Genomic DNA, 24,757 nt, shown 5'->3' with positions numbered 1-24,757 from the left:
CTTGCAGGAAGACGTACACAAACGAAAAAAACTCTGCATGCTGACTTAATCCTTGCCGGTATCACCCAGCTCATAACAGTTGTACTTGCTGATAAAATCAAACATCACGAATATATTCGCAGTTTAAAACCGCTAATTGCTTAGGACTTACCAACTTCAAAAGCTGTTAAGCTTATTAAAGTGCGTCAAAAATCTTTGAACATCACCCTCTATCTCTGAAATCGTGTAAAGCACGATTTCTACCTTGTTTTGAATCAAGATTGCGAACTTGTTTCGCAATTACCTACTTTGAATATAAACATTCCGGTTGCCTGTTCCAATATCTATGAGTATTATAACACAATATATTCCAATATCGACTATTTTTCTGAATTTTATAATTATTGCTCTATGTTGTATATTATATAACAATAATGTTATATGTTTAACAAACAATTATCGATGTTATAAAAAAAATCAAAGCAGTCCGCCACTGCTCTGATTTTATACAATACTATTTATGTTTATACCTTATTCTGCAGCTTTGCTGCAGACCCGCTCGAAGGGCATGTGTTACGGGGTGCCCTTTGGGTATACCTTATTCTGCAGCTTTGCTGCAGTCCTGCCCACAAGATATGAATTGCGGGGTGCCAATTTGATTAGGAATTTTTCTGTGACTCTATTTTTTCTGCCAGGTCATTTAAGTATACCCACCGTTCCATCTTTTCCTCCAGATCAGCTTCGGCCTGGCTCTTTTGAGTCATTAACTCATTTAGCTTTCCGGAATTAGTGGCATTTTTCATAATATCATCGTCCAGCGTCTCTATTTTCTCTTCCAGAGCCGCGATGTCCCCATCGATGGTATCGTATTCTTTCTGTTCTTTATAAGAGAACTTTAATTTTGCAGGACGGTTCTGCTTCCACTCTTTATATGCCTGATTCTTATCCTCAGCCGCCTTCCCGGAGGCACTCCCGGCTGTTCCGGACATCTCCCTGCTTTGCTTTGCTTCCAGGTAGTCCGTATAGCCGCCCTCATACTGTACTAATTGTCCATTTTCAAATGCGAAGATTCGGTCTGCCACATTGTCCAGAAAATAGCGGTCATGAGATACCGTGATCACAATACCGGGAAAGGAATTCAGATAATCTTCCAGAATCGTCAGTGTAGGGATATCCAGTGAGTTCCCCGGTTCATCCAGGCAGAGTGCATTAATACCGGAACACAGGATTTTCAGCAGATACAGCCTCCGTTTCTCTCCGCCGGACAGCTTCCCGATGGGCGCATACTGCATATCCGGAGTAAATAAAAAACGCTCCAGCATCTGTGACGCACTGATTCTGCCATCTTTTGTCGGAATATATTCTGCTATATCTTTCACAAAATCAATTACCCGCAGGCTGTCATCCATATCCTGCTCTTCCTGGGCAAAATATCCGATTTTAACCGTTTCCCCGATTTCAATGCTTCCAGTATCCGGTTCAATCAGTCCCGCAATCATCTTGATTAAGGTGGATTTGCCGCAGCCGTTGTTTCCAATGATCCCAACTCTCTGATTTTTAAGGAAAATATAATCAAAGTCTTCCATGAGCTTCCTGTCCCCAAAGCCCTTGCTGATATGGTGGAGCTCTATCGTCTTTTTACCCATCCTGGTTTCCACGGAATCCAGCTCCACTGCCTGATCCTGAGCCGGAACCAGCCCGTTTTTCAGTGCCTCCAGGCGTTCCAGGCGCGCTCTCTGCTTCGTGCTTCTCGCCCGGCAGCCCCGTTTTGCCCACTCCAGCTCCACACGCAGTATGCTCTGACGTTTTCTCTCACTCGCCAGTTCCATCTCTTCCCGCAGAGCCTTCATCTCCAGAAATCCCGAGTAGTTTGCATCGTATCCGTACAGATTCCCCCGGCTGATCTCCAGTATCTTATTCGTTACTTTATCCAGAAAATATCTGTCATGGGTTACCATAATCACAACGCCTCTATAGCGTTTCAGGTAATCCTCCAGCCAGTTCACGGTCTCCTCATCCAAATGGTTTGTAGGCTCGTCCAAAAGCAATATATCCGCATCGGAAACAAGCGCACGTGCCAGCGCAACTCTCTTCTTCTGACCGCCAGAAAGAGGATCTATAACTGCATCATGCTCTATAATCCCCAGACTGTTCAGAATACTTTTTGCCTCATTGTCCGAGTCCCACTCCTCCTGTTTTTTACCGTTGCTCACGTAGGACAGTACAGTTGCGCCTTTCGGGAACTCCTGATCCTGAGGCAGATAATTCATCTTTAACCCATTTTGCTTCACAATCTGCCCGTCATCCGGCTCCTCAATTCCTGCAATGATCTTTAACAGGGTAGACTTCCCTGTACCGTTGATCCCGATAATTCCTATTTTATCTCCATCATGTATCCCATAAGATACATCATCAAAAATCACCTTATCTCCATAAATCTTACTAATATGCTCTATATTCAAAACATTCATCCGACTTTGCATCCCCTTTCGACCTAATAATCATAAGGGATTTTCCAAAATACGTCAATAAACTTTTATATATGCAGTCCGGTTCCCCCAATTTATTAAATGATCTCTTTATGCATTAAAAAGCACGGCCTTCACCGTGCTTTCAAATTATTACTGCCTGATAAAATTCGTAGCATAAGAAAGTTCAGAATTAGGAAGCATAATCCCGTTCTGCTTTCCCGCCTCAAAACATTTCAGCATCCATGCCATATTTCGTCCTATATTACGCATGGTCTGCAGTCCCTCTTCATCTTTTCTGACGTCATCCGGATTCTGCCCGTGCACCATGTTCCAATATGTAGACCCTACCGTCGGCATCTGTGCAATCCCAAAATACTTCTGGATTGCATCCAATGATGCCGTTGTGCCGCCCCTGCGCGCTGATACTACCACAGCTCCCGGTTTATACTTAAACGCCCTGTACCGTTCATCCGAACTATTACAGTAAAATGCCCTGTCCAGAAATGAAAGAATTCTACCGCTGGGATGTGCAAAATAAACCGGAGACCCAAACACAAAGCCGTCTGCCTCGTAGGCCTTCTCCACAAATTCATTCACCGCATCATCCGTAAAAACACATCTTCCATCCCGGCATTTTCTGCAGCCAATACAATCCCTGACCGGTTTCGGCCCAATCTGAAAAATCTCATAGTCCACCCCCTCTTCCAGCAGCACTTTTCCAACCTCTTCCAAAGCCGTATAAGTGCATCCTTTCAGATTCGAACTCCCATTCAACATCAATACCTTCATACTATCGACCTCCTTAACAACGTTATTCTATCATTATACAATTATCCGCCCCACGATACAATAAAGCCCCCAAAGAATACATGGGATAATCTAAAACTACTATAAGTATCTTCTTTCCATGTTTACAAGCTATAGCTATGATACTATTCGCCAATTACTTACCGAGCCTTTCACCTTCCACCAAACGAATTCATACGCTCCCCCGGTTCGCAGCCACCCCCAGCGGACGAATCTAACTACCGGCCGGATGTACCAGCTAAAAAACCGGGAAGCCTGCCCCCTGCCGGAAGCATATATGCCATTTTAAAAGTCCTAGAGTTTACGTTAGAGGCCCTTAAGGAACAAACATAGAAAACGGTGGGCAGAATTTGCCGTTTCACGGCAAATTCTGAAGCGGCCTAAGGCCCAAAATTATCGAATTTCGGGCTGCATGCCGCTGGCCCGCCATTTTCTATGTTTGTTCCTTTAGGGCCTCTTACGCAAACGGAGCGGATTTTTAAAATGGCATATATGCTTCCGGCTGGGGGCAGGCTTCCCGGTTTTTTAGCGTCCCCCTCCCGAGTACTTATTACATCCCCCCTAAAGCTCCTCCGTGATTTTCTGCAGCGCCTGTGCAGATTCTCTCAAAGCCTCTTTTTCCTGTGCATTCAGAGGTATTTCTATGATATCTTCCGCTCCGTTTCTCCCAACTACGGTAGGCAAACCGATGCAGATATGATGGATTCCATAATGCCCCTGTGCCAGGCTGGAAACCGTCATAATTGAGTGTTCGTCCCTCACCAGCGCCTGGGCGATTCTCTTGACCGCCATCGCGACAGCATAGAACGTAGATCCTTTTCTGTCTATAATTTCATAAGCACTGTCACGAACCTCTTCGTATATCTCATTCAGCTGCAGACTGGCCCGGGTGCGGCCGTGCTGACGGCAGTACTCATCTACAGGCAGCCCCGCAACAGTCGCACTGCTCCAGACTGCCAGTTCGCTGTCTCCGTGCTCCCCGATCATCCAGGCATGGATGTTCCTGTAGTCCAGGTTGAATTTCTTGCCCAGAAGATATTTCAGCCTTGCAGTATCCAGTACCGTTCCACTCCCAATTACCCTGCTGGCTGGAAAGCCGGAAAGTTTCAGTGCAAGACTTGTAAGTATATCCACAGGGTTAGTCACGATCAGCAGGATACATTCCGTATTGTATTTTACGATTTCAGGGATGATCTGACGAAAAACCTTCGCATTTTTAGCGGAGATATCCAGCCTCGTCTCACCAGGCATCTGATTGGCTCCGGCTGTCACTACAACCAGATATGCATCTTTCAGATCTTCATAATCGCCGGCATAGATATCGGAAGGAACGGTAAATGGGATGCCGTGTCCGATGTCCAGCGCCTCGCCCTCCGCTTTGCGTTTATCAATATCAATCAGGACCATTTCATTAAACAGCCCGCTTTCTACCAGTGTATATGCGGTTGTGGCACCGACACCGCCACACCCGATGATTCCACATTTTTGTACATTCATCATTCTCCATTTCCTTTCTGTTTTCTGTTATTATTTCCCATCACATATATTTTGTATTCCCCTATTGACAAATATATATATTGGGTATACTGTATATATAAACATATACAGTGTATATACAGTGAAATTCACAGTCAGGAGGAACGTTATGGAGAATCTGCTGGAAATCCGTAATCTGAACAAATCAATAGGCAGTTTAAAACTTAACGACATCAATCTTTCACTGGAACCGGGGTATATCATGGGATTGATCGGCAGGAACGGCGCGGGGAAGACTTCTCTGATCAAGACCATCCTGCGGCTCTATCAGAAAGACAGCGGAGATATTTTTATAAACGGCCATTCCATGGATACCCAGGAACGTGAAGCAAAGGATGACATTGGCTTTGTGCTGGATGAGTCGCCCTTTGAAGACAATCTCACCATAGAAACCAATGGGAAATTATTCGGTTCCCTGTACTCCAGGTATGACCACACACTGTTTCTGAAGTTCTGCAGCAGATTTGAGATATCTCCCCGCCAGAAGGTCGGAAAGCTTTCGAAGGGACAAAAAACCAGGTTCCAGCTGGCTTTTGCGCTCTCCCATGATGCGAAGCTGTTCCTGATGGATGAACCTGCAGCTGGCCTGGATCCACTGTTTCGCAGAGAGCTTCTGGGATATATGCAGGATATCGTGGAGAGTGGCAGGCGCAGTATCCTGTTTTCCACACATCTCACATCCGATTTAGACCAGATTGGCGATTATATCGCCCTGATGGACAGCGGCAGCCTCTGCCTTCAGCTCGACAGAGAGGAATTGAATGAAAGATTCTATATTGCACATGGAACCCGCGAACAGATTGAGCATCTCTTCGGCCCCAATGTGATCTGCCGCCTACATGAAGCCTACAAAAGCTCCCTGCTGATCGAATACCCGCAGGAAGGCCAGCTACTGGGACTTGAGACGGCACGGCCAACTCTGGAGGACCTGATGTATTACCTTTGCAAAGGAGGTTTTATCAAATGATCCGGATTATTTTCAATGATTTGTGGCTGGATGTAAAAAGAAACTTTTTAACCTTTATTCTATACTTTGTTGTATACGGAATGATTGCAATTCTGGGCGTACAGGTTACACTGATTCAGTTTTTAAGAGATCTGCAGTCTTCCGGGCAGGATTACAGCGCGGCAATACTGGATGCCATGGAGACCTCCCCGACACTTCAGGAGGCTGCCATATCTGTCACAGCCGTCGCAACGATCCTGTTTTTATGGCTGGTCCTGAGAAAGATGCCCATCCGGCTGGCCAGGCCGCTTTATGTCTGTGCCGCCGGCGAAAAAGAGAAAATGCACTATCTCCGCCTGCACCTGATCGTGAAAGTATGCCTGAGCCTGGTTCTCGCAGTTCTGGTACAGCTGTTTATGTCCGGAAAGTTCTTCGTCTCCGATAACTGGATGGAAATCGTCGTCCAGCTTGGATTATGGTTCTTCCTGATTCTGGCGCTGAACCTGCGCACGGATCCGGGAAACAGAAAAGAGGTGCTGGAGGCGGTGCCTGAAATGGTCACTGAAAAAAGTGAGGAAATCGTTGCAGGAGTCTACTGGTTTGCACTGCTGATTGTAGAATGCATTGTGTTCTACACACTGACTGTTACAGAAATAACATGGACCTTATGGATATTCCTTGTCTGGCTGGTACTGCTTGCCGTCAACGTCCTGATTGCTGCGAAGTGCAGTTCTCCCATACTGGCCTATATGCTCTCGTATGAGAAAATGTACTATCCTCTTCCCGATAAAAAGGAGTGAGCCCTTTGAATATATTTATAAAAGAAGATTCCAGCCTGCCCATATATGAACAGATCGTGCAGGCCGTAAAAAATTCCATATTAAACGGAGAATTGCTGCCCGGCGATCTGCTCCCCTCCATCCGCTCTCTTGCCAGAGATCTGGGGATCAGCGTCATCACAACGAAACGTGCCTATGAGGACCTTGAGGCCGAAAGTCTGATCTATTCCCAGCAGGGAAAAGGCTTCTTTGTCAAAGAACCTGACAGAGAAGCGCTCCGTGAAGAGCAGTTAAGGCGTCTTGAGAGCACCATGGTGGAATGCATCAAAGAAGGCCGGCGTCTTGATTTGAACTGCGCCCAGTTTCAGGATATGATACAGATTCTTTGGGAAGGAAGTGAAGATTCAGATGACAGTATTTGAGTGTACAAATATAAAGAAAACATACAGGACCTTTGCTCTGGAAGACATCTCCTTCCGGCTGGAAAGCGGATATCTTACTGCGCTGATTGGTCCGAACGGTTCTGGAAAGACAACGCTTTTCCAATGCCTTTCCGGGGCTGCCCGCAATTTTACAGGAGATGCATCTATCGATGGCATTTCTCTGCGCAGCGAGCCGGAAAAATATAAGGAACTTATCGGTTATGTGTCTGAGACCCTTTCCTTTTATATGGAAAGCTCCATACTGGAAAACGGACAGCTGCTGGGCACGTATTTTGCAGACTGGTCAATGGAAGATTATTATTCCAGTCTGGATAGGATGGAGCTTGCCCCGTCAAAGCCTCTATATCAGCTTTCTAAAGGCGAAATGATGAAAATGCAGTTCTGCTTTGCTCTGGCCCATCATCCGCGTTTTTTACTTCTGGATGAGCCCATGGCCGGTTTTGATCCGGTATTCCGCAGAGATTTTTTAGGCATGATTCAGGATATTCTGGACAAAGATATTGGAATCCTTCTCTCCACCCACATTACAGAGGATCTGGATAAACTGGCTGATTATGTTCTGGTGCTGAAAAATGGAAAGCTGGTACAAAACGACACTCGTGAGGTCCTGGAGGACAAATACAGGAGCGCGGCCCGAAAAAGAAAAGCGCCGGATTCCTCATTCGAAAGATTCCACATCCGGGATTTATTATCCTGACGCGAAGAAGGAGGACTATGAAATGAATCTTTATCAAAAAGAAAAGTCTCGCATCCGCATTGGTTATCACTATTTCATCATGGGAGCCTGCATGTACTTCTTTTTCATGCAGGTCCAGAGCGAAACATCGCTGCAGATCAATGCCATGACTGCAGGTATGGGACTGGGGAAGGGCGTGATTCTGGCCCCGGATTCCCCTGTATCGTTTGGACACTCTGCATTCTGGATTGGAATCGTACTGGAGATGTTTTATTTGAACCGCCGTTTATTCTGGATCCGCGAACGGGGTCGTTCAGCATTTCTTCTCAGAAAATACGATGCCCTTCCCGTTTCCAGACGGGATCTCTATATAGCAAAAGGGAAAGTCATGCTGAAAGCTTATGTCATTTATATGATCGCTTTCCTGATTATTTATTATGAGATCATTTTATCTAACTATCTTTCAAATGCCCTGTGGCTTGAACCGATTCCCGGGATTCTGCTCTGTTTTGTACTCGGCTTTCTTATTATCCTGGCACTGCTCGGTATGGACTGGCTGCAGGATAGACGCACCGGCTGCTGAACAGTCGTTTCATAAGCCCTTTTCGAATCCTTTGATTGATATAGAGGAGGCCGGCGATGCACCCCCATGCACCGCCGGCCTCCTCCATTTTATATCAGCCTGCTCTTCTTCCACACTCCCGAAAAATAAAATCCCAGAGACAGTGCGGTTCCAATCAGCCACCCCACCGGCCAGGACAGCCAGATACCGGTAGACTGCCAGATTCCCGAGAACACAAAAGCCAGTACTACACGCAGAATAAGGTCTGAAAAAGTGGCAATCATGAAGGCCTTCATCGCCCCCGCGCCTCTCAGTATGCCATCCGCAATCAGCTTTAAGGAAATAATAATGTAAAACGGCGATACGATTTTCAAGAATTCCACACCAACATCCGCGGCCCGTTCCCCACCCTCACTCATAAACAGTTCTACGATAGGCCTTCCACCGATAAAGAATAGCAGGAATACGGGTACCGCCACGCTCAGAACCATGATCACCCCGGAACGGAAGCCCTTCGCTACACGCTCGGTCTTCTGCGCCCCTATGTTCTGGGCCGTAAAACTGGATAATCCATTTCCCAGCGTTGTAAACGAGGTGATCGCAAAAGTATTGATCTTCATCCCTGCCGAGTACCCGGCTACGACCGCAGATCCGTAACTGTTGATCAGTCCCTGCACAAACAGATTTCCCACAGAGATGAAGCTCTGCTGCAGGATGCTTGGTATGGCGATCTCCATGATCTTCTTCAGCATGGATCCGGAGAACAGTTTGTATTTTTTACTTTCCACCGCCTTCAGGCGTTTTTGCAATGTAAAAAATGCCAGTACAGAAGACAGTCCCTGTGCCAGAAATGTAGCCCAGGCCACACCGCTTACGCCCATATGGAAGTTAATAACGAAGACCAGATCCAGAACGATGTTGCCCAGTGAGGAGGCAATCAGAAAGTACAGTGGTGTCCGTGAATCACCCAGAGCGGTGAACACTCCCGTGCAAATATTATACATAAACAGGAATATCAAACCACCTATGTAGATGTTCAGATAAAGCGCCGAATCACTGAAAATGTCTTCCGGAGTCTTAAGAAGAGTCATCAGCGGTCTGCTGAAAACCAGCCCCAGCGCTGTCAGCACTGCACTGATTCCCAGAACCGTCAGCAAAGAAGTACTGATCGCGCATTTCATCTGTTTATACTCTTTTGCCCCAAAATACAGAGAGATAACCACTGAACATCCGATATTAAGCCCAGTAGCGACTGCCATAAAGATCATTGTAATCGGATAAGACGCCCCGACCGCGGCCAGCGCTTTCACGCCTACAAACTTGCCCGCAACGATACTGTCTACTATATTATACAGCTGCTGGAACATAACACTGACCAGCATCGGAATCGTAAATTTCCAGAGAACCCCAGATGGTTTTCCTTCTGTCATATCTGTTATCATAAAGTATCACTCCTGTCTTTCGTATCCTGTATACGGACAGCCGGGATGGCGCCGCAACATTTTCCATTCTACCACTTTTGGAAAAAATATGAAAGATTTCTTAGAACTTTATGAATTTTTGATGTTAACACTTGAGTATACATTAAAAAAGTTATACAATGACCACCAGTAATACTGACATTTGAGGAGGAGTTGCATGAGCACTGCAAAGAAGAATGGTACATTCTTTGATGACGATTTTGAGGTGACATATGAAGAAGATGTCCCCTTCACATATAGCTTTGATACCAAACAAACCACGAAAAAACTGTCCGATGCAACCGTCGTACTGGATGCCCCGGATTTCCGAAGCATGCCCGGCAATAGTCCGGAACATTTCTCACAGAACACAGGACGCGTCCCTAAAAACCGTTATGACAACCGCTATGACAGCAGAGCCAGCGGATTTACTGAGGAATATGATTCCGAAAACTTTGATGTAGAGTACTTTGGCAGCGATGATTACGAGGACGAGAATGATAACATGGACGCCGGTTATGACAGGCGCTCCAGCAATGATTACAGAGCACGTTCCAGCCGACGTTCCCGGGATAATTACATGGAGAATGATTATGACCGACGTTCCCGCGGTGAATATATAGATGACGATTACGACAGACGCTCCAGAAGCGATTACATGGACGATGATTACAGTGACGCCCCCCGGCGGCGCAGAAAAAATGCAGGCCCGAATGTATCCCGCCTGCTTTCCCCCGCCAAAAAGACAGCCAAGTATGGAACAAAAGCGATCTATCGCGTTGCCCGTTCCGTAGTCAGGGTCGTTTCGCTTTTAATCACTGCCGGAACCTTCGGCATGCTCGCCTATAATTTCTGGCGCGGCGCCGCTCCGTATGGAGATCCTCAGAACATCCTGACAGAAAAGAACTACGCCCTGGCCGCCTACGCAGCTGTGGCCGCCATTTTCCTTCTGTTTGAACTGGTTGCCCTGTTCTGGTCCATGACAAAGATGCGGATCCGTGAAGGCCGTAAGGTATACAAAGAAGATACCGGCAGAGGCCTGTTCTCCTTTATCTTCATCTATGTAGCATCCTACCTCTCGTTCCTGCTGTGCTCATTTTTACCTGACACCTTAGGTTCACTGGCAGTCCTGAACGGAATAAAAGGAGCCCTGGACGTATTCGGCTCCCTCCACAATGTACTGCTGGGCCTGTGTCTTGCAGGAGTCATCTCCTGTCTGGTGCGCAGACATATGAATTAACCGGGTATGTATACTAAATCCTAAGCTCTATATTGTCATATGCTGATATGAAATGTCCATTTTATTGCCCGCAGTTTTCCACCCACTGCCCAATGGTAATATAATGGGCATTCGAACTTTCTGTATGATTTATAATACCGTCAATATAGACAGGCAGCCCAGCAGAAAACAAAAAGCTTCCGCCCTGTTGGATCTGAAAGTGTATCCTCCCCCTTTGATGCACCCAGCCGCTGGAACCGGACGTATGCTGCGGCATCCTACCCCTTAATAATCAACGCCATAAACACAAGATTTTGAATCCCCGTATTCGCCAGCCCATGCCCGCAGTTATCCTGCGTGAATGTAATGTCCCCTGCCTTTACCGCCCGGCTGTTTCCATTATCATCATACATCCCTTCACCAGAAAGAATATAATATGTCTCACTCTCTCCATGATGTTCATGATATCCGAGAGTACATCCAGGCTCCAGTGTTACTTCCGCATACAATCCGCATTTTCCATTAAGTTCTGCTTCCCCTAGAATGTGTTTGATAATTACGTATCCTTCTCCTCCGCACATGTTCTCTACTCTTTCTGTCTTCATATAAATGCCTCCTTCATCCTGTTTGTCCTTCTCTTTGACAGCATTATTTTAACACCTTAGCCGGTTTGACGCAATGCAGACTTTTCCTCAAAAGATCATCCCCCGTTTTTGCCGCATTTACTTCATTTCTTTCTTGCCGAATCTTATGACGATCAATACAAGCAGCTGCTTAAATTAGCAATCCCCGATACCGCTGCCATTTTTCATTTCCGAATCAAACTGTTCTTTCGTAAAAGAACCGTATGTTACTTACTTTAGAAAGGAATTAATTCAGGAGTACGATAGAAATAACAAAGGAGCGGCCTGCATTTTCATGCCATGACCACTCCTGATTATTTTGTAAAACTATTTAATACGCTGTTTATTAGAACTTGTCTTCTTTCGCTGCTTCCTCGATGCTTACCGCAACAGCTACCGTCATTCCGACCATCGGATTATTTCCTGCTCCGATCAGCCCCATCATCTCTACGTGAGCCGGTACGGAAGAGGATCCTGCAAACTGAGCATCAGAGTGCATACGTCCCAGAGTATCTGTCATACCATAGGAAGCCGGTCCTGCAGCCATGTTGTCCGGGTGAAGTGTACGTCCTGTACCACCGCCTGATGCTACGGAGAAGTACTTCTTGCCCTGCTCGATACATTCTTTTTTGTATGTACCTGCAACCGGGTGCTGGAAACGTGTCGGGTTTGTAGAGTTACCTGTAATAGACACATCTACGCCTTCGCTGTGCATGATTGCAACGCCTTCACGTACATCGTTTGCACCATAGCAGTTAACCTTTGCACGGAGACCTTCTGAGTAAGCAGTTCTCTGAACTTCTTTCAGTTCTCCTGTATAGTAATCATATTCTGTCTGAACATATGTGAATCCGTTGATTCTGGAAATAACCTTTGCAGCGTCTTTTCCAAGACCATTCAGGATAACACGCAGAGGTTTCTGGCGTACTTTGTTTGCTTTCTCAGCGATACCGATAGCACCTTCTGCTGCTGCAAAAGATTCGTGGCCTGCCAGGAATGCGAAGCAGTCTGTATCTTCTTCCAGAAGCATCTTTCCTAAGTTACCATGTCCAAGACCTACTTTACGCTGGTCAGCTACAGAACCCGGGATACAGAAAGACTGAAGTCCTTCACCGATTGCTGCTGCTGCTTCAGCTGCTGTCTTACATCCTTTTTTGATTGCGATCGCTGCACCTACGATGTATGCCCAGCAAGCGTTCTCAAAACAGATTGGCTGGATTGCTTTCACCTGATTGTAAACATCAAGTCCGGCATCCTTTGTAATCTTTTCTGCCTCTTCGATAGAAGCAATGCCATAGCTATTTAATACTTCATTGATTTTATCAATTCTTCTTTCATATGATTCAAATAAAGCCATTTAATTGTCCTCCTGATTTATTCTACGTTACCTATATGATCCCGACTATTCTTTACGTGGGTCAATAATCTTCACAGCGTCAGCAACACGTCCGTACTGACCTTTTGCTTTTTCCCATGCATCGTTCGGTGTATCGCCTGCTTTGATAAAGTCTGTTAACTTTCCAAGGCTTACGAACTGGTAACCGATGATCTCATCGTTTTCATCCAGTGCAATTCCTGTTACATAGCCTTCAGCCATCTCCAGGTAACGAGGACCTTTTGCAAGAGTTCCGTACATTGTACCAACCTGGGAACGAAGTCCTTTTCCTAAATCTTCCAGACCAGCACCGATCGGAAGTCCGTCTTCAGAGAATGCACTCTGTGTTCTTCCGTATACGATCTGTAAGAAGAGTTCTCTCATAGCTGTATTGATAGCATCACAGACAAGGTCTGTGTTAAGTGCTTCTAAAATAGTCTTTCCTGGAAGGATCTCAGATGCCATCGCTGCTGAATGTGTCATTCCTGAACATCCGATTGTCTCAACTAAAGCTTCCTGAATGATACCGTCTTTAACATTCAAAGTCAGTTTACATGTCCCCTGCTGAGGTGCACACCAGCCTATACCGTGTGTCAAACCAGAAATATCTTTAATCTCTTTAGCCTGTACCCATTTTGCTTCTTCCGGAATTGGAGCTGGTCCGTGATTTGTACCCTGGGCTACCGGACACATCATTTCTACTTCATGTGAATAAATCATGTTAAAACTCCTTTCAAATATGTATGATTTTCATCCTATAGGCGCTTGATATTTATTTAACGCCATATATGTCATATTTTCGCACAAATTTCGACTTTCGTCAATTGTAAGATTATACAAGTTTAGCAGTGGATGGACACATTTTTCAGACAACATTTGCTCTGATTCTCAAGTCTCATTCATCAAATACTGATATACTTCCCATGAGATATTCTGTATCATCGTTATCGCCTCTTCTTCAGAGAGGCTCCTCAAAGGGGTCAGACCCCTTTGCCGTTGGGGTCTGACCCCTTTGAGCCTTACCCGGTATATCTCAGGGCATCGATCGGCCGTTTTTTTGCCGCTTTATTGGCCGGATAAATTCCAAATACTACCCCGATTCCCAGGGAAAATGCAATAGAAATCCAAACCACTCCAACTGACAGCGCATATGCCGTATCACTGCCCCCTGCTGCAGAAATTATCTGCAGTATGGTCCACGACAGCAGGATTCCTATTACACATCCGAGCAGGCTGAGCATGAGCGCTTCTATGAGAAACTGCAGCATAATCGTTCCCCTGTTCGCACCGATTGCCTTTCGAATTCCGATCTCACGTGTTCTTTCCGTTACTGAAACGAGCATGATATTCATAATGCCAATCCCGCCTACAAGGAGCGAGATTGCCGCGATTCCTCCGAGCAGCAGCGCCAGTGTGTTATTCACGCTTTCCATGGCTTCCATGACTGTTGACTGGTTCACAATTGTAAATGCATCCTCATCCTGACCAAACCGCCCCATCATGGCCTCTGTCAAAACAGTCTCCGCATGATCCAGCGTATCTTCACTGGAAGCGGACACGCAAAATGAGGTTATGCTCGATGAAACATCTTCCGTTAACCGGATTAAGGACGTATACGGAATATAGGCCTCGTAGTTTTGGGTTGTGGTGGAATCGCTGTCCCTGGCAGCGAGTACACCCACAATCTCATAAGCCACGCCGTTAAGGCTGACCGTCTCGCCGACTACGTTCATTCTCCCCATAACTTCCGTCGCTAGCCCTGCATTGATGACCGCCACATTGGTATGATTTTCAACATCCGTATTCTTCAGAAATCGTCCCGCGTACAGCTCTAAATCCTGAATGCCGGCATATGCCCCCGTCGTACCGTATACGCTGGCAGTCTCTTCCGAATAGGTACTGGAGGCCGTTACACTGCTCTGCGCAACCGGCGCCGCTTCCTCGATTTCTTCATCCTCTGCCAGAGCCGTAACATCCGCAAGCTTCATGGGGCTGCCTTTGTCATCTTTGATCGAGACTGTCAGCAGATTACTTCCCATACTGGAAATCTGGCTGTTCACAGATTCTGTTGTCCCGCTGACCAGAGAGACGAGCACCACAAGAGATATCACTCCGATGATAATCCCCAGCATGGTCAGAAAGGAGCGCATTTTATTAGAGGAAATAGATTTCCATGCCATCTTCATCGACTGCGCAATCATCGTGCCACCTCCCTGATTTTTCCGTCCAGTATATGGATGCTGCGGCTTGCCTGTCTTGCAATGGAATTATCATGTGTGATCAGGACAATTGTATTGCCCTGCGTGTGCAGCTCGTGAAACAGCTCCATAATCTCTCTTCCGGTAGCGGAATCCAGGTTCCCGGTCGGTTCATCTGCAAGAAAAAGAGATGGTCTGGAGGCAATCGCCCTTGCAATGGCTACTCTCTGCTGCTGTCCGCCGGATAATTCATTGGGCTTATGTTTGCCGCGTCCTGACAGACGAACCTTTTCAAGGGCCTGTGCTACCTGTTCTTTTCTTTCTTCCCTGGAAATTTTCTGATAGATCAGAGGCAGCTCGATATTCTCTGCAGCCGTCATATTTCCAATCAGATTAAAACTCTGGAATATAAAGCCGATCTTCCGGTTTCTGATCTTTGCCAGCTCTGTTTCTGTATATTCCTCAATCGGCTGCCCGTCCAGAAGATACTGGCCGCTGTCTGCCATATCGAGACAGCCTATAATATTCATCATTGTCGATTTTCCACTCCCGGAAGGGCCGATGATGCTGACAAATTCGCCTTCCCTGATCCGCATATTGGCATGGTCCAGTGCATAAACTTCTGCCTCGCCGATATGGTATACTTTCGACACATCATTCAAAACAATCATATTTTAGTCCCTCCGCTATTTTGAAAAGCCCGAACCGCCGGGACCTCCCTGTCCGCCGCTGTCCGGCATGCCGCCTGAGGGCATCTCCCCGCTGGGCATTTCCTGGCCGCGGCCGCCCATCATGTCCTGAGACATATCAAAGCCGCTGTCTGAGCTTTCTGCTTTCAGATAATACACAGTATCCCCATTGCTGAGGCCGTTAACAATTTCCACCTGGCTCCCGTCGGAAAGCCCTGTCTCCACTTCTACTTCATCCGTCAGATTTCCGTCTTCATCCTTCCCGGTATAGACAAAGGTACTGTTTCCCTTCTCCTGTAGAGCGTTGACAGGGATCAGGACCGCATCCTCAGACTCATCAATCTGAATCGTTGCAGAAACACTCATGCCGAGTTTCATATCTGCCGTCTTCTCCAACGTTATTTCCACCGGGTATTTGGCACTGCTGCTCCCGCTGGAAGCTGATGCAGAAACCTTTGTTATGGTTCCCTCGAATTCCTGATTTTCCAGTGCGTCTAAAGTTATAACGGCCGTCTGTCCCTTTTCAACAGAGAGAATATCAAGCTCATCCACATTGATGGAGACGACCGCTTCGTCCGGACTGGAGATGGAAAATGCAGCTGCTTCACAGACGCTGTACTCAGAAGCCGAGACACTGTCTGAAGAACTGCTTCCGCCGGAATTTCCCGTGGTATCAGACGCGGATGCCGTACTCTGGCCGGCTCCGGAAGTACTGCTGCTTCCGGATGTGCTGCTTCCTCCGCTTATCGTACTGTTCCCGCTATTGACCGCGTCACCTGAACCGCTTCCATCCAGACCGGCTGTCTGACTGTTGTCTGAACCGGATACGCCCCCTGAAGTATTGTTATTGTCTGAGGGCTTGTTTTCCCCGGATTCTGTTGTATCTTTATCCGCAGCGGTTTTTACAAATTTTGCCTTTATCCTTAGAACACTGTTTCCGTCATCATCTGTGAGCACTTCGCTGGTCACGTCTGCGCCGTTGATTTCCGGCAGTATATTTGCCGAAAACGTATATCCTTCTTTTGCTGTCAGCTTGATGGTTGCTGTATATACTGTTTTCTCCAGAAAGGTTTCTGTGGAACAATTCCATGATATGTTTCCGGTATACTGATCCGTGGTTTGAATATCTGACTGAGGTTTTTCTCCGGTTACGGGTGCTGATACTGCCACATTACAGGACTCAATACTAATCTTGCTGCCCCCTGTGCCGTTATCCGCCGCATCCCTTTCGGTCTCCTGTGCTGTAGTGAACATGGCAGGACTGTCTGTTTCTGCCGAATCTGCGATCTCTGTTTCCGTCGAATCTGCTGTCTCTGTTTCTGTTTTCGTGATGTCTGCCGTAAGAGACACCATGCTCATCTGGCTTCCTGAAACCGCTGTGATCATATTCGTATTTTTACTTTCCGCTGCTGTCCCTTCCGAAGATGTTCCGGATGTCGATACGGATGTGCTGCTTCCTGATGCAGCGCCGGAAGAGCTGCCCGAGGCTTTCGTGATCTCGGTATCGGCGGTTACATTGATAGTGGTGATTGTCCCTGCACAGGATGCTGTAATTACTTTTGATTCGAGAAGCGCATTCAATGTAGTCTGCATTTCTTTAAGTTCCTCCAGCTGTCCATTCAACACCTTTGATTCCAGATATTCTGTCGTACCGGCAGTTTGTGCGTTATCGGACAGATTACTGATCTCTTCTTCAACACTTTCGATACTTTCATTCACCTCCAGCAGCTGGCTGGCAATGGATGCCTCATCCAGAGTAGCCAGTTCCTGCCCTTCCTTCACTGTATCACCGCTCTCTACCAGCACTTCTTTTACTTTGATCCCTGCCGGCACCATTACGTCATTGGCCGATCCCTCCGCCAATGTCCCTGTTCCCACTACCGTTGTACTAATGCTCCCGGTTGATGCTGTGGCTGACTGTACCGTCATATCCGCAGCCCGGTTCTCTGTTGCCCGGCTGCGAAACAAAAGCCCCGCAGCAACAACCGTAACTAATCCAACAGACAATATCCCTGCCCAGAATGTTTTTTTCTTTCTGAATTTCTTAACTCTTCCGGTTTTCTTAATGCCGCCAATACAGGACGGCAGTTTATTTTCTTTATTCTGACTCTCCATCTTTTCCTCCTGTCAGTCCGCTGCTTATACTTACAACTTTACTTTCACTTATCTCTATTTATAGATGCGAAGGCTTCTCGGTTTCATAAGCGGACCAATCTGTTGCGGCTGATGCACCAGAAACATCCCCTTTTGTGTCATATGTGTCCACTGTTACCACGATTTTACTGTCTCCTTCAACATATACAGTTCCGTCACTGCCTTTTATGGTCACAGACTTCCCATCCGGGTCCTGAACCGTACCTGTGCTGGAAAGAACGCTCAGCACACTGTCCTTCGTCACCGTCCATGTGCTTCCCTCTGCAATGTACAGATTACAATATCCGTCCCCGCCGTCGCCTGCATAAGTTTCATCATCCAGTACTGCACCCGTCAGTGTGCTTCCCTCCGTAATATAAAAATCCAGTTTGCTGATACTGTCCCAGATGACATCGCCTTCCATGGTCTGGCTGACTGCAGTAAACAGACAGTCTGCACCGTTTTCTCCTGCCGTCCCCCAGCCTCTCTGGTTGTTGTTACCTGTGCATCTGAGGAAAAACTCGCTGTCATCTGCATTTTGTATATCCACTCCGGAAAGGGTAATCGTAGATTCCGTATTTGTTGTATAGAACATTCCACCATTTTTAGCCGTCAGTGTTCCGCTCTTCATCTCAAAAGTGCTGTTACCTGCCTCGGAGTCACCGGACATGCTCTGATACAGTATAACGTTCCAGGTACAGTCATTTTGATCATTGTCACTCATATTTCCTGTCAGGCTGCAGTCGTACAGGTGAAGCGAATTCATTCCTTCGATGCAGACTGCTTCCGAACCATTGGCTGTAAGAGCCGCATTATTTACTGCAATATCAGCCGTACTGTACACTGCCGGAGAGCCAGTTCCATTGGATGTATAACTGCCTCCGGCTGCGTCTGTTTCAATCGTGCTTCCGCTTATATACGTCACTCCGTCTGTATCCAGCACTGCCGCTCCCACACCGTAAAAACTGGAATTATCCCCGCCTGTACTGTCAGACGATGTTCTTGTAAATGTTATATTTTTCAAAACAACGGATGCGCCTTCGTATATATGGGCTGCATTTTCATCTGTCCCTGTGGATGTAATGCTCTCCCCATCTATCTCTGTGTCATCGGTATATTCTTCTGCCGCACTGTAGCTCTCCACGCCGTCCGGCTGCCCCATACCGCCAGAGGACATTACGAGTATTTCGCTGACATCGCCGTCCTCGTCCAGAGTAACCGCAATTGTATTCCCTTCTTCAATATCTTCCAGAGTTATTTCTTCCTGTGATTCTTCTGGCGCTCCGCCGCCGGGCGCTTCCCCCATACCACCCGGATTTCCACTGCCCATACTCTGATGTTTTATCACCGTATCTGCCTGTACTTTGATGTCCTGCTCTTCACCGGTCAACTCCAGCATAGAAGGCTGGCCTCCATTCGGAGGTATCTCTCCTTCCTCCATGCCATCCGGCAGATCAGGAGCTTTGTTCTCTGCGTCTGCATCAGTTTCATCGGAATGATTTTCCTCTGAAGATGCATCCTTTCCGTCCTGATTATCAGGCCTCTCCATCTCTTTCTGCGTTCCTAACTCTATGGTTATCGTCTCCCCGTTTATCTCACTCACCTGCCCGTATATTGTCTCTCCTGCATCCGATGTATTCCCTTTGTCCGCACATCCGCTCAGCAGGGACGATCCAAGGGTTATTGTTATCCCAAGTAAAAAACCTGCATATCTTTTTTTCATACAGCAATCTGTCCTTTCAGCAATTCTTTTATAGTTGACTTCTTTCGTAGTATAAAGAAGTTACTTTAGCTGAACCTTAAATAATCGGTGATGTTCTGTGAAATTTATGTGAGCTGTTACAATGGAAATAAAAAAGATTTGGCAGTATACTTTTAGTTAAAGACCCTGCCGAAAAAGGAGGTAGCGTATATGGAAATAAGTAATGAGAAGATTGATTCTGGAAAAGCCTTTGAATGAGGAATGACATCGGCCGACTATGCCAGATACCGGGATATTTATCCCCGGTCTTTTATGAGAAAATCATAGAAAGGAACTTATGTATAAACGGGCAGAAAGTATTAGATATTGAAACGGGTACAGCGGTGCTCCCCAGAAACATGTATCAGTGTGGAGTTAAATGGACAGGTTCCATCGGGATTTCCGACCTATTAAAAACAGGCCGCTGTTCTGTAACTGCCGGATAAATCCATCGGCATTACAGAACGGAGGCCTGTAAATATTTATTTTATATTTATGCCATACTTCCGGTTATCCCTCATCCTGCAGCAGGTCCAGCGCCAGTGAAAGGGCTTCTTTTACAGTATGTGCCCTATTCTCGGCCCGGTTGCCCGAAAACTGGCATTTCAAAACCTTTGTTTTTCCACAGACATAACAGCCCACATAAACCAGTCCCACCGGTTTTTCTTCTGTTCCTCCACCCGGTCCTGCAATTCCTGTAGAGCTAAGAGCCACATCTGCATGAGCCGCCCCTGCAGCCCCTTCTGCCATCTCACGGGCAGTCTGTTCGCTGACAGCGCCGTAAGTCTCCAGCGTCTCATGTCTGACTCCCAACAGTCTTTCTTTTGCCTCGTTTGAATAAGTAACATATCCCTCATTCAGCACATCCGAGGCTCCCGCCACATTCACAATCGTACCTGCTATCATGCCTCCCGTGCAGGATTCCGCCGTGGTAATCGTCAGATCTTTTGCGGCAAGCCTTTCCACCAGACACTCTTCCAGGCTTCTGCCGTCTTCTGTCATTTCGTTCAATACCCATTCCGGATACATGCTACATCCCTCCCTGTGTCAGGACCTGCTTATTCTTCAGCACATAATCCAGCAGGGATATGATGGTGAGCGCAAGAGCGATCCACACCAGTACCGTACCGATCATATCGAAAAATCCTCCGAGATCTGCGATCAGAACAATAATCATAGCCATCTGGAACACGGTCTTAAACTTGCCCCAGTAGCTGGCGGCAATTACAACGCCATTGTCAGATGCAACAAGACGGAATCCGCTGATGATGAATTCCCGGCTGATGATTACGATGACAATCCATGCTTCCAGATCTCCCATCTCAACTAGACAGATCATGGCTGAGCAGACAAGCAGCTTGTCCGCCAGAGGATCCATGAACTTTCCAAAATTGGTAACCAGATTATATTTTCTTGCAATCTTTCCGTCCAGCAAGTCTGTCAGGCTGGCAACTACGAAAAGCACAAGAGAGATCCATTTATTCGCGGCTCCTCCGATATCTGTCAGCATAAACAGAACAAAAAACGGAACCATGATCACCCTCAATATGGTAAGTTTATTTGGTAAATTCATTACACAAGTCCTCCTATTAAATCATAATCTACTGCACCGGATACATTGACCCTTGCAAAATCTCCGGACATCAGCTCTTCTTCTGTATTTACAAAAATGAGTCCATCCACATTAGGGGCATCCCGGTAGGTTCTGCCCACATAGGCATTTTCATCTGCCACTTTGCCCTCTATCATTACCAGCACTTCCCTGCCGACCATGCGCTCTGCATTGTCGAAAGCAATCTCCTGCTGAAGTTCCATCAGATCGGCCTGGCGCTCTTCTTTTACCTCATCGTCAATCTGGTCCGTCATGAGGGCCGCCGGTGTGTCCTCCTCCGGTGAATATGTGAAGACTCCCAACCGGTCAAACTCCATCTCATCCACGAATTCCATTAGTTCCTCATGCTGCTCTTTTGTCTCCCCTGGAAAACCGGTGATCAGAGTCGTCCGAAGACAGATGTCAGGTATCTCGCTTCTCAGTTTACAGATTATATCAGTCAGTTCCTGTTTGGAAGTTCTCCTGCCCATCCGTCTCAGGATCTCGTCATTGGCGTGCTGAATCGGCAGGTCCAGATAATGGCATATCTTTTCTTCTTCCTTCATGACCTGTATCAGTTCATCCGTAATCTCCTCTGGATAACAGTAAAGAACCCTTATCCATCGTATTCCCTGCACCCTGCACAGCTCTTTTAACAACAGGTGAAGAGACTTTTCACCGTAAATATCCTTGCCGTACAGTGTTGTCTCCTGTGCCACCAGTATCAATTCCTTCACGCCCTGCTCTGCCAGGTACTGCGCTTCTTTTAGCAGTTTTTCCATTGGTACACTTCTGAAATTGCCGCGGATCTTCGGTATGATACAGTAAGTACAGTGCTTATCGCACCCTTCCGCGATCTTCAGATAGGCAAAATGTCCGCCGGTTGTCACAAGACGATTAGTCTCCACCTCCGGTATCCCGTTAATATCAGATATCGTAACCGAATGCTGTCCTTTGAGCGCCCCGTCGACGGCCTCCAGAATCTTATCGTAGGACGTGGTTCCAAGCACTGCATCCACCTCCGGTATCTCATCAAGTATTTCCTGACGGTAGCGCTCGGCAAGACATCCCGTTACGACAAGGGCCTTGAGCGAGCCTTCCTTTTTGTACTCGGCCATCTCCAGAATATTCTGGATACTCTCCTCCTTCGCATCGTGAATAAAGCAGCATGTATTAATTACTATAATGTCTGCCGCCGTCTCATCATCTGTCATCTGATATCCTCTGGATGCAAGAAGGCCGAGCATGACCTCCGTATCCACCAGGTTCTTATCACATCCCAGAGAAATAAATAGTATTTTCATAAAACCTCCCATGTTCTGCCCTGACTTTTTACGGCCGGCATATATTCATAAAAGGCAGATACCCCCAATGTGCATCTGCCTTTTTCTTACTTATTCTTCTTCTGCATTTTCAGCGATAATCTTCAGCTTTCCTTCATTCAGTTCTTCAATCGCCGTTGATAGCGGCTTCTCTTCGCCTCTTGCATTGACAAGCGGCAGTTCTCCGTCAATCAGCTGTCTTGCTCTTTTGGATGTGGCAAGCACGATAGAATAACGGCTGTTTACGATCTTTGTCTCGCCTTCCTCTATATCTTTGTTAACGACCTTCATTAAATCTGTGTAAGATGGATGCAGCATATCTTATGATTCTCCTTTCAAACTACTGTTTAAATCTTCTTTTATTTTTTTCATAAATTCTGTATTACGAAAACTTCTCCGATGCTCCGCCTGGATGATTGCATGCATCTCTTCCACACAGGCCTCTAGTTCATCATTGACAATCAGATAATCATATCTGTTCATGCCTTCTGCTTCCTCAACTGCGCGCTTCATTCTGGATTCGATGACCTCCAGTGTCTCGGTTCCTCGTCCCACAAGCCGATTCTTCAGTTCACCCGCAGTCGGTGGTGTCACAAACAAAAGCAGCGTTTCCGGAAATGCCTCTTTTACTTTCAGCGCACCCTGGATCTCAATCTCCAGGATCACATCCCTGCCCGTATTCAGCTGTTTCTCGACATAGGCACGCGGTGTTCCATAATAATTTTCCACATACCTAGCATACTCTATCAGCTCTTCTTTCGCAATCATTTTTTCAAATTCTTCTTTTGTTTTGAAAAAATATTCTCTTCCGTCGACCTCTCCCGTCCTCGGCAGGCGTGTCGTTGCCGAGATGGAAAGTGCGTAGTACTCCTCGTAGCGAGCCAGCAGCTCTTTCATTAAAGTTCCTTTTCCGGCCCCTGAAAAACCGGATACTACAATCAGAATTCCTTTTCTGTTCATAACTGACATCCTTTACTCAATATTCTGTATCTGTTCGCGGACCTTTTCAATCTCCGTCTTCAGCCCAATGGCACAGTTAGAAACTTCCAGGTCATTCGCCTTTGACAGGATTGTATTCGCCTCGCGATTCATCTCCTGGGCAATGAAATCCAGCTTGCGCCCGATTCCTTCCTTTTCTCCCAGAGTATTCCTCATATGTCCAATATGGCTTTTCAGGCGTACCACTTCTTCATCTGTACAGATCTTATCGGCAAACAGAATTACTTCAGCCGCAATCCGGCTTTCTTCCAGCTGAGTATCCGCCAGAAGCTCTCTGACCTTTGTCTCCAGCTTTGTGCGGTATTCTGCCATGATCTCCGGTGAGCGTTCTTCAATATAGGCTACCAGCTTCTCCATACCGTCCAGCTTCTCCAGAATATCGCGTCGTAAGTTCTCCCCTTCATTTGTCCGGGTTTCTACGAACTGGGAAAACGCCCCTTCCAGAGCTTCTTTCAACCCGTTCCAGAGTTCTTCCTCGTCCTCACACTGTTCTTCCATCGTGATAACTTCCGGATAACGCGACAATGAGGATACACGGATATCATTTTCCAGACCGAATTCTTCCTCCATCTGCTTCAGATATTTTAAATATTCTCCGGCCAGTGAGGAATTGTATTTGAGTGAAACCTGATTTTCAGACGTATCTTCATAAGTAATAAAAATATCAATCTTGCCTCTGTTTGCATATTTTTTCAGCAGAGACCGTATAGATGTTTCAAAAAAATTAAGTTTTTTAGGCATTCTGATATTCACATCCAGATAACGGTGGTTAACGCCTTTGAGTTCTACCGTAAACTTTCTGGACTCTTTTTGAATCTCGCATCTGCCAAAACCAGTCATGCTCTTTATCATGTTTGTTCTTCCTTCTCGTTCTGTATATTTTGTTTCATACGCATTATGAAACATTATAACCCCCTTCGGCCTCTGCGGTCAACCTCTGCCATCCAAAAAATCGGGATATAGTTAACGAGCTTTAGACTCGGGAGCGGATGGAGGGGGCGCTTACCGTGAGCCGGGACGGACTGTGAAAAACACCTGTCCTGTTGGAAATACAGCCGCTGCGCTAAGCGGCAGTAAGAGGAAATCCGCAAAATCAGTCAGAACCGAACGCATTCACCGTTTAATCTGATGATTAAACGCCAATGTCATTTAGTTAAGAAAATATGAGTAGCTTAATTTAGGGCAGAGATTATTTAATTGTGGAATAT

At 46.5% G+C, this 24,757-nt stretch carries 23 protein-coding genes; 6 read left to right on the top strand and 17 right to left on the bottom strand.

Going from position 1 to position 24,757, the window contains the following annotated elements; translation table 11 throughout:
* Positions 1-638 precede the first annotated feature (638 nt).
* The 3 genes from HMPREF0240_RS22240 to HMPREF0240_RS22230 form a co-directional block, all read right to left on the bottom strand.
* Positions 639-2,450 carry an ABC-F family ATP-binding cassette domain-containing protein gene (locus HMPREF0240_RS22240; protein WP_009005645.1) on the bottom strand — a complete coding sequence of 604 codons (1,812 nt, stop codon included), beginning with the start codon at positions 2,448-2,450 and terminating at the stop codon, positions 639-641.
* A gap of 150 nt (positions 2,451-2,600) precedes the next feature.
* On the bottom strand, positions 2,601-3,239 hold the full coding sequence (locus HMPREF0240_RS22235; RefSeq protein WP_009005644.1) for a flavodoxin family protein: 639 nt from the start codon (positions 3,237-3,239) through the stop codon (positions 2,601-2,603).
* 579 nt (positions 3,240-3,818) lie between these two features.
* On the bottom strand, positions 3,819-4,754 hold the full coding sequence (locus HMPREF0240_RS22230) for an L-lactate dehydrogenase (protein WP_347462641.1): 936 nt from the start codon (positions 4,752-4,754) through the stop codon (positions 3,819-3,821).
* Between the two features lie 148 nt (positions 4,755-4,902).
* Here HMPREF0240_RS22230 and HMPREF0240_RS22225 point away from each other — a divergent pair, with 148 nt between their 5' ends.
* From HMPREF0240_RS22225 to HMPREF0240_RS22205, 5 genes are read left to right on the top strand one after another with little or no spacing between them, the layout of a single operon-like run.
* On the top strand, positions 4,903-5,760 hold the full coding sequence (locus HMPREF0240_RS22225; RefSeq protein ID WP_009005642.1) for an ABC transporter ATP-binding protein: 858 nt from the start codon (positions 4,903-4,905) through the stop codon (positions 5,758-5,760).
* Positions 5,757-6,539: a hypothetical protein gene (locus HMPREF0240_RS22220; protein WP_009005641.1), complete on the top strand. Its 783-nt coding sequence runs from the start codon at positions 5,757-5,759 to the stop codon at positions 6,537-6,539. Before HMPREF0240_RS22225 ends, HMPREF0240_RS22220 begins: the two co-directional genes overlap by 4 nt.
* A gap of 5 nt (positions 6,540-6,544) precedes the next feature.
* Positions 6,545-6,940: a GntR family transcriptional regulator gene (locus HMPREF0240_RS22215; protein ID WP_009005640.1), complete on the top strand. Its 396-nt coding sequence runs from the start codon at positions 6,545-6,547 to the stop codon at positions 6,938-6,940.
* The gene (locus HMPREF0240_RS22210; RefSeq protein ID WP_035314631.1) at positions 6,927-7,658 is read left to right on the top strand and encodes an ABC transporter ATP-binding protein; all 732 of its coding nucleotides are present in this window, start codon (positions 6,927-6,929) and stop codon (positions 7,656-7,658) included. The genes HMPREF0240_RS22215 and HMPREF0240_RS22210 overlap by 14 nt, the downstream gene beginning before the upstream one ends.
* Before the next feature lie 22 nt (positions 7,659-7,680).
* Positions 7,681-8,220: a hypothetical protein gene (locus HMPREF0240_RS22205; protein ID WP_035314629.1), complete on the top strand. Its 540-nt coding sequence runs from the start codon at positions 7,681-7,683 to the stop codon at positions 8,218-8,220.
* Positions 8,221-8,309: 89 nt separating this feature from the next.
* On the opposite strand, the gene HMPREF0240_RS22200 is transcribed toward HMPREF0240_RS22205, so the two are convergent.
* Positions 8,310-9,641, bottom strand: a complete 1,332-nt coding sequence (locus HMPREF0240_RS22200; protein WP_009005637.1) for an MATE family efflux transporter — start codon at positions 9,639-9,641, stop codon at positions 8,310-8,312.
* A gap of 196 nt (positions 9,642-9,837) precedes the next feature.
* Here HMPREF0240_RS22200 and HMPREF0240_RS22195 point away from each other — a divergent pair, with 196 nt between their 5' ends.
* The gene (locus tag HMPREF0240_RS22195; RefSeq protein ID WP_035314627.1) at positions 9,838-10,899 is read left to right on the top strand and encodes a hypothetical protein; all 1,062 of its coding nucleotides are present in this window, start codon (positions 9,838-9,840) and stop codon (positions 10,897-10,899) included.
* 257 nt (positions 10,900-11,156) lie between these two features.
* Here the strand turns inward: HMPREF0240_RS22195 and HMPREF0240_RS22185 are convergent, their stop codons facing one another.
* From HMPREF0240_RS22185 to HMPREF0240_RS22120, 13 genes are all read right to left on the bottom strand, one after another.
* Positions 11,157-11,483 carry a cupin domain-containing protein gene (locus HMPREF0240_RS22185; protein WP_009005635.1) on the bottom strand — a complete coding sequence of 109 codons (327 nt, stop codon included), beginning with the start codon at positions 11,481-11,483 and terminating at the stop codon, positions 11,157-11,159.
* Positions 11,484-11,847: 364 nt separating this feature from the next.
* Positions 11,848-12,858 (bottom strand): GGGtGRT protein, encoded by a 1,011-nt coding sequence (locus tag HMPREF0240_RS22180; RefSeq protein ID WP_009005634.1) that lies wholly within the window; start codon positions 12,856-12,858, stop codon positions 11,848-11,850.
* A gap of 45 nt (positions 12,859-12,903) precedes the next feature.
* Complete coding sequence (locus tag HMPREF0240_RS22175) at positions 12,904-13,596, bottom strand: nitrogen-fixing protein NifU (protein WP_009005633.1); 693 nt, start codon at positions 13,594-13,596, stop codon at positions 12,904-12,906.
* Between the two features lie 299 nt (positions 13,597-13,895).
* A complete protein-coding gene (locus HMPREF0240_RS22170; RefSeq protein WP_035314622.1) occupies positions 13,896-15,077 on the bottom strand; it encodes an ABC transporter permease in 1,182 nt (393 codons plus the stop codon).
* Positions 15,074-15,745, bottom strand: a complete 672-nt coding sequence (locus HMPREF0240_RS22165; RefSeq protein WP_035314620.1) for an ABC transporter ATP-binding protein — start codon at positions 15,743-15,745, stop codon at positions 15,074-15,076. Before HMPREF0240_RS22165 ends, HMPREF0240_RS22170 begins: the two co-directional genes overlap by 4 nt.
* A gap of 15 nt (positions 15,746-15,760) precedes the next feature.
* Positions 15,761-17,878: an HlyD family efflux transporter periplasmic adaptor subunit gene (locus HMPREF0240_RS23660; RefSeq protein ID WP_009005632.1), complete on the bottom strand. Its 2,118-nt coding sequence runs from the start codon at positions 17,876-17,878 to the stop codon at positions 15,761-15,763.
* A gap of 58 nt (positions 17,879-17,936) precedes the next feature.
* Positions 17,937-19,619, bottom strand: a complete 1,683-nt coding sequence (locus HMPREF0240_RS22155) for a hypothetical protein (protein ID WP_083806451.1) — start codon at positions 19,617-19,619, stop codon at positions 17,937-17,939.
* A 528-nt stretch (positions 19,620-20,147) separates the two neighbouring features.
* A complete protein-coding gene (locus tag HMPREF0240_RS22145) occupies positions 20,148-20,666 on the bottom strand; it encodes a CinA family protein (RefSeq protein WP_009005629.1) in 519 nt (172 codons plus the stop codon).
* A gap of 1 nt (position 20,667) precedes the next feature.
* On the bottom strand, positions 20,668-21,210 hold the full coding sequence (gene pgsA, locus HMPREF0240_RS22140; RefSeq protein WP_009005628.1) for a CDP-diacylglycerol--glycerol-3-phosphate 3-phosphatidyltransferase: 543 nt from the start codon (positions 21,208-21,210) through the stop codon (positions 20,668-20,670).
* Positions 21,210-22,532, bottom strand: a complete 1,323-nt coding sequence (gene rimO / locus HMPREF0240_RS22135) for a 30S ribosomal protein S12 methylthiotransferase RimO (protein ID WP_009005627.1) — start codon at positions 22,530-22,532, stop codon at positions 21,210-21,212. The genes pgsA and rimO overlap by 1 nt, the downstream gene beginning before the upstream one ends.
* A 90-nt stretch (positions 22,533-22,622) precedes the next feature.
* Complete coding sequence (gene rpoZ / locus HMPREF0240_RS22130) at positions 22,623-22,868, bottom strand: DNA-directed RNA polymerase subunit omega (RefSeq protein ID WP_009005626.1); 246 nt, start codon at positions 22,866-22,868, stop codon at positions 22,623-22,625.
* Positions 22,869-22,871: 3 nt separating this feature from the next.
* The gene (gene gmk, locus HMPREF0240_RS22125; RefSeq protein WP_009005625.1) at positions 22,872-23,510 is read right to left on the bottom strand and encodes a guanylate kinase; all 639 of its coding nucleotides are present in this window, start codon (positions 23,508-23,510) and stop codon (positions 22,872-22,874) included.
* 12 nt (positions 23,511-23,522) lie between these two features.
* Positions 23,523-24,401: a YicC/YloC family endoribonuclease gene (locus tag HMPREF0240_RS22120; protein WP_035314661.1), complete on the bottom strand. Its 879-nt coding sequence runs from the start codon at positions 24,399-24,401 to the stop codon at positions 23,523-23,525.
* Between the last annotated feature and the right edge of the window lie 356 nt (positions 24,402-24,757).

The organism is Clostridium sp. D5 (assembly GCF_000190355.1).
GTDB lineage: Bacteria > Bacillota > Clostridia > Lachnospirales > Lachnospiraceae > Faecalicatena > Faecalicatena fissicatena_A.
The sequence above is the reverse complement of the archived record's forward strand: the minus strand, read 5'-3'. Positions and strand labels throughout refer to the sequence as shown.

What these genes read in the sequence shown, in the direction of transcription:
- HMPREF0240_RS22240 (WP_009005645.1), bottom strand. Translation starts at nt 2,450, where the DNA reads ATGAATGTTTTGAATATAGAGCATATTAGTAAGATTTATGGAGATAAG.
- HMPREF0240_RS22235 (WP_009005644.1), bottom strand. Translation starts at nt 3,239, where the DNA reads ATGAAGGTATTGATGTTGAATGGGAGTTCGAATCTGAAAGGATGCACT.
- HMPREF0240_RS22230 (WP_347462641.1), bottom strand. Translation starts at nt 4,754, where the DNA reads ATGAATGTACAAAAATGTGGAATCATCGGGTGTGGCGGTGTCGGTGCC.
- HMPREF0240_RS22225 (WP_009005642.1), top strand. Translation starts at nt 4,903, where the DNA reads ATGGAGAATCTGCTGGAAATCCGTAATCTGAACAAATCAATAGGCAGT.
- HMPREF0240_RS22220 (WP_009005641.1), top strand. Translation starts at nt 5,757, where the DNA reads ATGATCCGGATTATTTTCAATGATTTGTGGCTGGATGTAAAAAGAAAC.
- HMPREF0240_RS22210 (WP_035314631.1), top strand. Translation starts at nt 6,927, where the DNA reads ATGACAGTATTTGAGTGTACAAATATAAAGAAAACATACAGGACCTTT.
- HMPREF0240_RS22205 (WP_035314629.1), top strand. Translation starts at nt 7,681, where the DNA reads ATGAATCTTTATCAAAAAGAAAAGTCTCGCATCCGCATTGGTTATCAC.
- HMPREF0240_RS22200 (WP_009005637.1), bottom strand. Translation starts at nt 9,641, where the DNA reads ATGATAACAGATATGACAGAAGGAAAACCATCTGGGGTTCTCTGGAAA.
- HMPREF0240_RS22195 (WP_035314627.1), top strand. Translation starts at nt 9,838, where the DNA reads ATGAGCACTGCAAAGAAGAATGGTACATTCTTTGATGACGATTTTGAG.
- HMPREF0240_RS22185 (WP_009005635.1), bottom strand. Translation starts at nt 11,483, where the DNA reads ATGAAGACAGAAAGAGTAGAGAACATGTGCGGAGGAGAAGGATACGTA.
- HMPREF0240_RS22180 (WP_009005634.1), bottom strand. Translation starts at nt 12,858, where the DNA reads ATGGCTTTATTTGAATCATATGAAAGAAGAATTGATAAAATCAATGAA.
- HMPREF0240_RS22175 (WP_009005633.1), bottom strand. Translation starts at nt 13,596, where the DNA reads ATGATTTATTCACATGAAGTAGAAATGATGTGTCCGGTAGCCCAGGGT.
- HMPREF0240_RS22170 (WP_035314622.1), bottom strand. Translation starts at nt 15,077, where the DNA reads ATGATTGCGCAGTCGATGAAGATGGCATGGAAATCTATTTCCTCTAAT.
- HMPREF0240_RS22165 (WP_035314620.1), bottom strand. Translation starts at nt 15,745, where the DNA reads ATGATTGTTTTGAATGATGTGTCGAAAGTATACCATATCGGCGAGGCA.
- HMPREF0240_RS23660 (WP_009005632.1), bottom strand. Translation starts at nt 17,878, where the DNA reads ATGGAGAGTCAGAATAAAGAAAATAAACTGCCGTCCTGTATTGGCGGC.
- HMPREF0240_RS22155 (WP_083806451.1), bottom strand. Translation starts at nt 19,619, where the DNA reads ATGAAAAAAAGATATGCAGGTTTTTTACTTGGGATAACAATAACCCTT.
- HMPREF0240_RS22145 (WP_009005629.1), bottom strand. Translation starts at nt 20,666, where the DNA reads ATGTATCCGGAATGGGTATTGAACGAAATGACAGAAGACGGCAGAAGC.
- pgsA (WP_009005628.1), bottom strand. Translation starts at nt 21,210, where the DNA reads ATGAATTTACCAAATAAACTTACCATATTGAGGGTGATCATGGTTCCG.
- rimO (WP_009005627.1), bottom strand. Translation starts at nt 22,532, where the DNA reads ATGAAAATACTATTTATTTCTCTGGGATGTGATAAGAACCTGGTGGAT.
- rpoZ (WP_009005626.1), bottom strand. Translation starts at nt 22,868, where the DNA reads ATGCTGCATCCATCTTACACAGATTTAATGAAGGTCGTTAACAAAGAT.
- gmk (WP_009005625.1), bottom strand. Translation starts at nt 23,510, where the DNA reads ATGAACAGAAAAGGAATTCTGATTGTAGTATCCGGTTTTTCAGGGGCC.
- HMPREF0240_RS22120 (WP_035314661.1), bottom strand. Translation starts at nt 24,401, where the DNA reads ATGATAAAGAGCATGACTGGTTTTGGCAGATGCGAGATTCAAAAAGAG.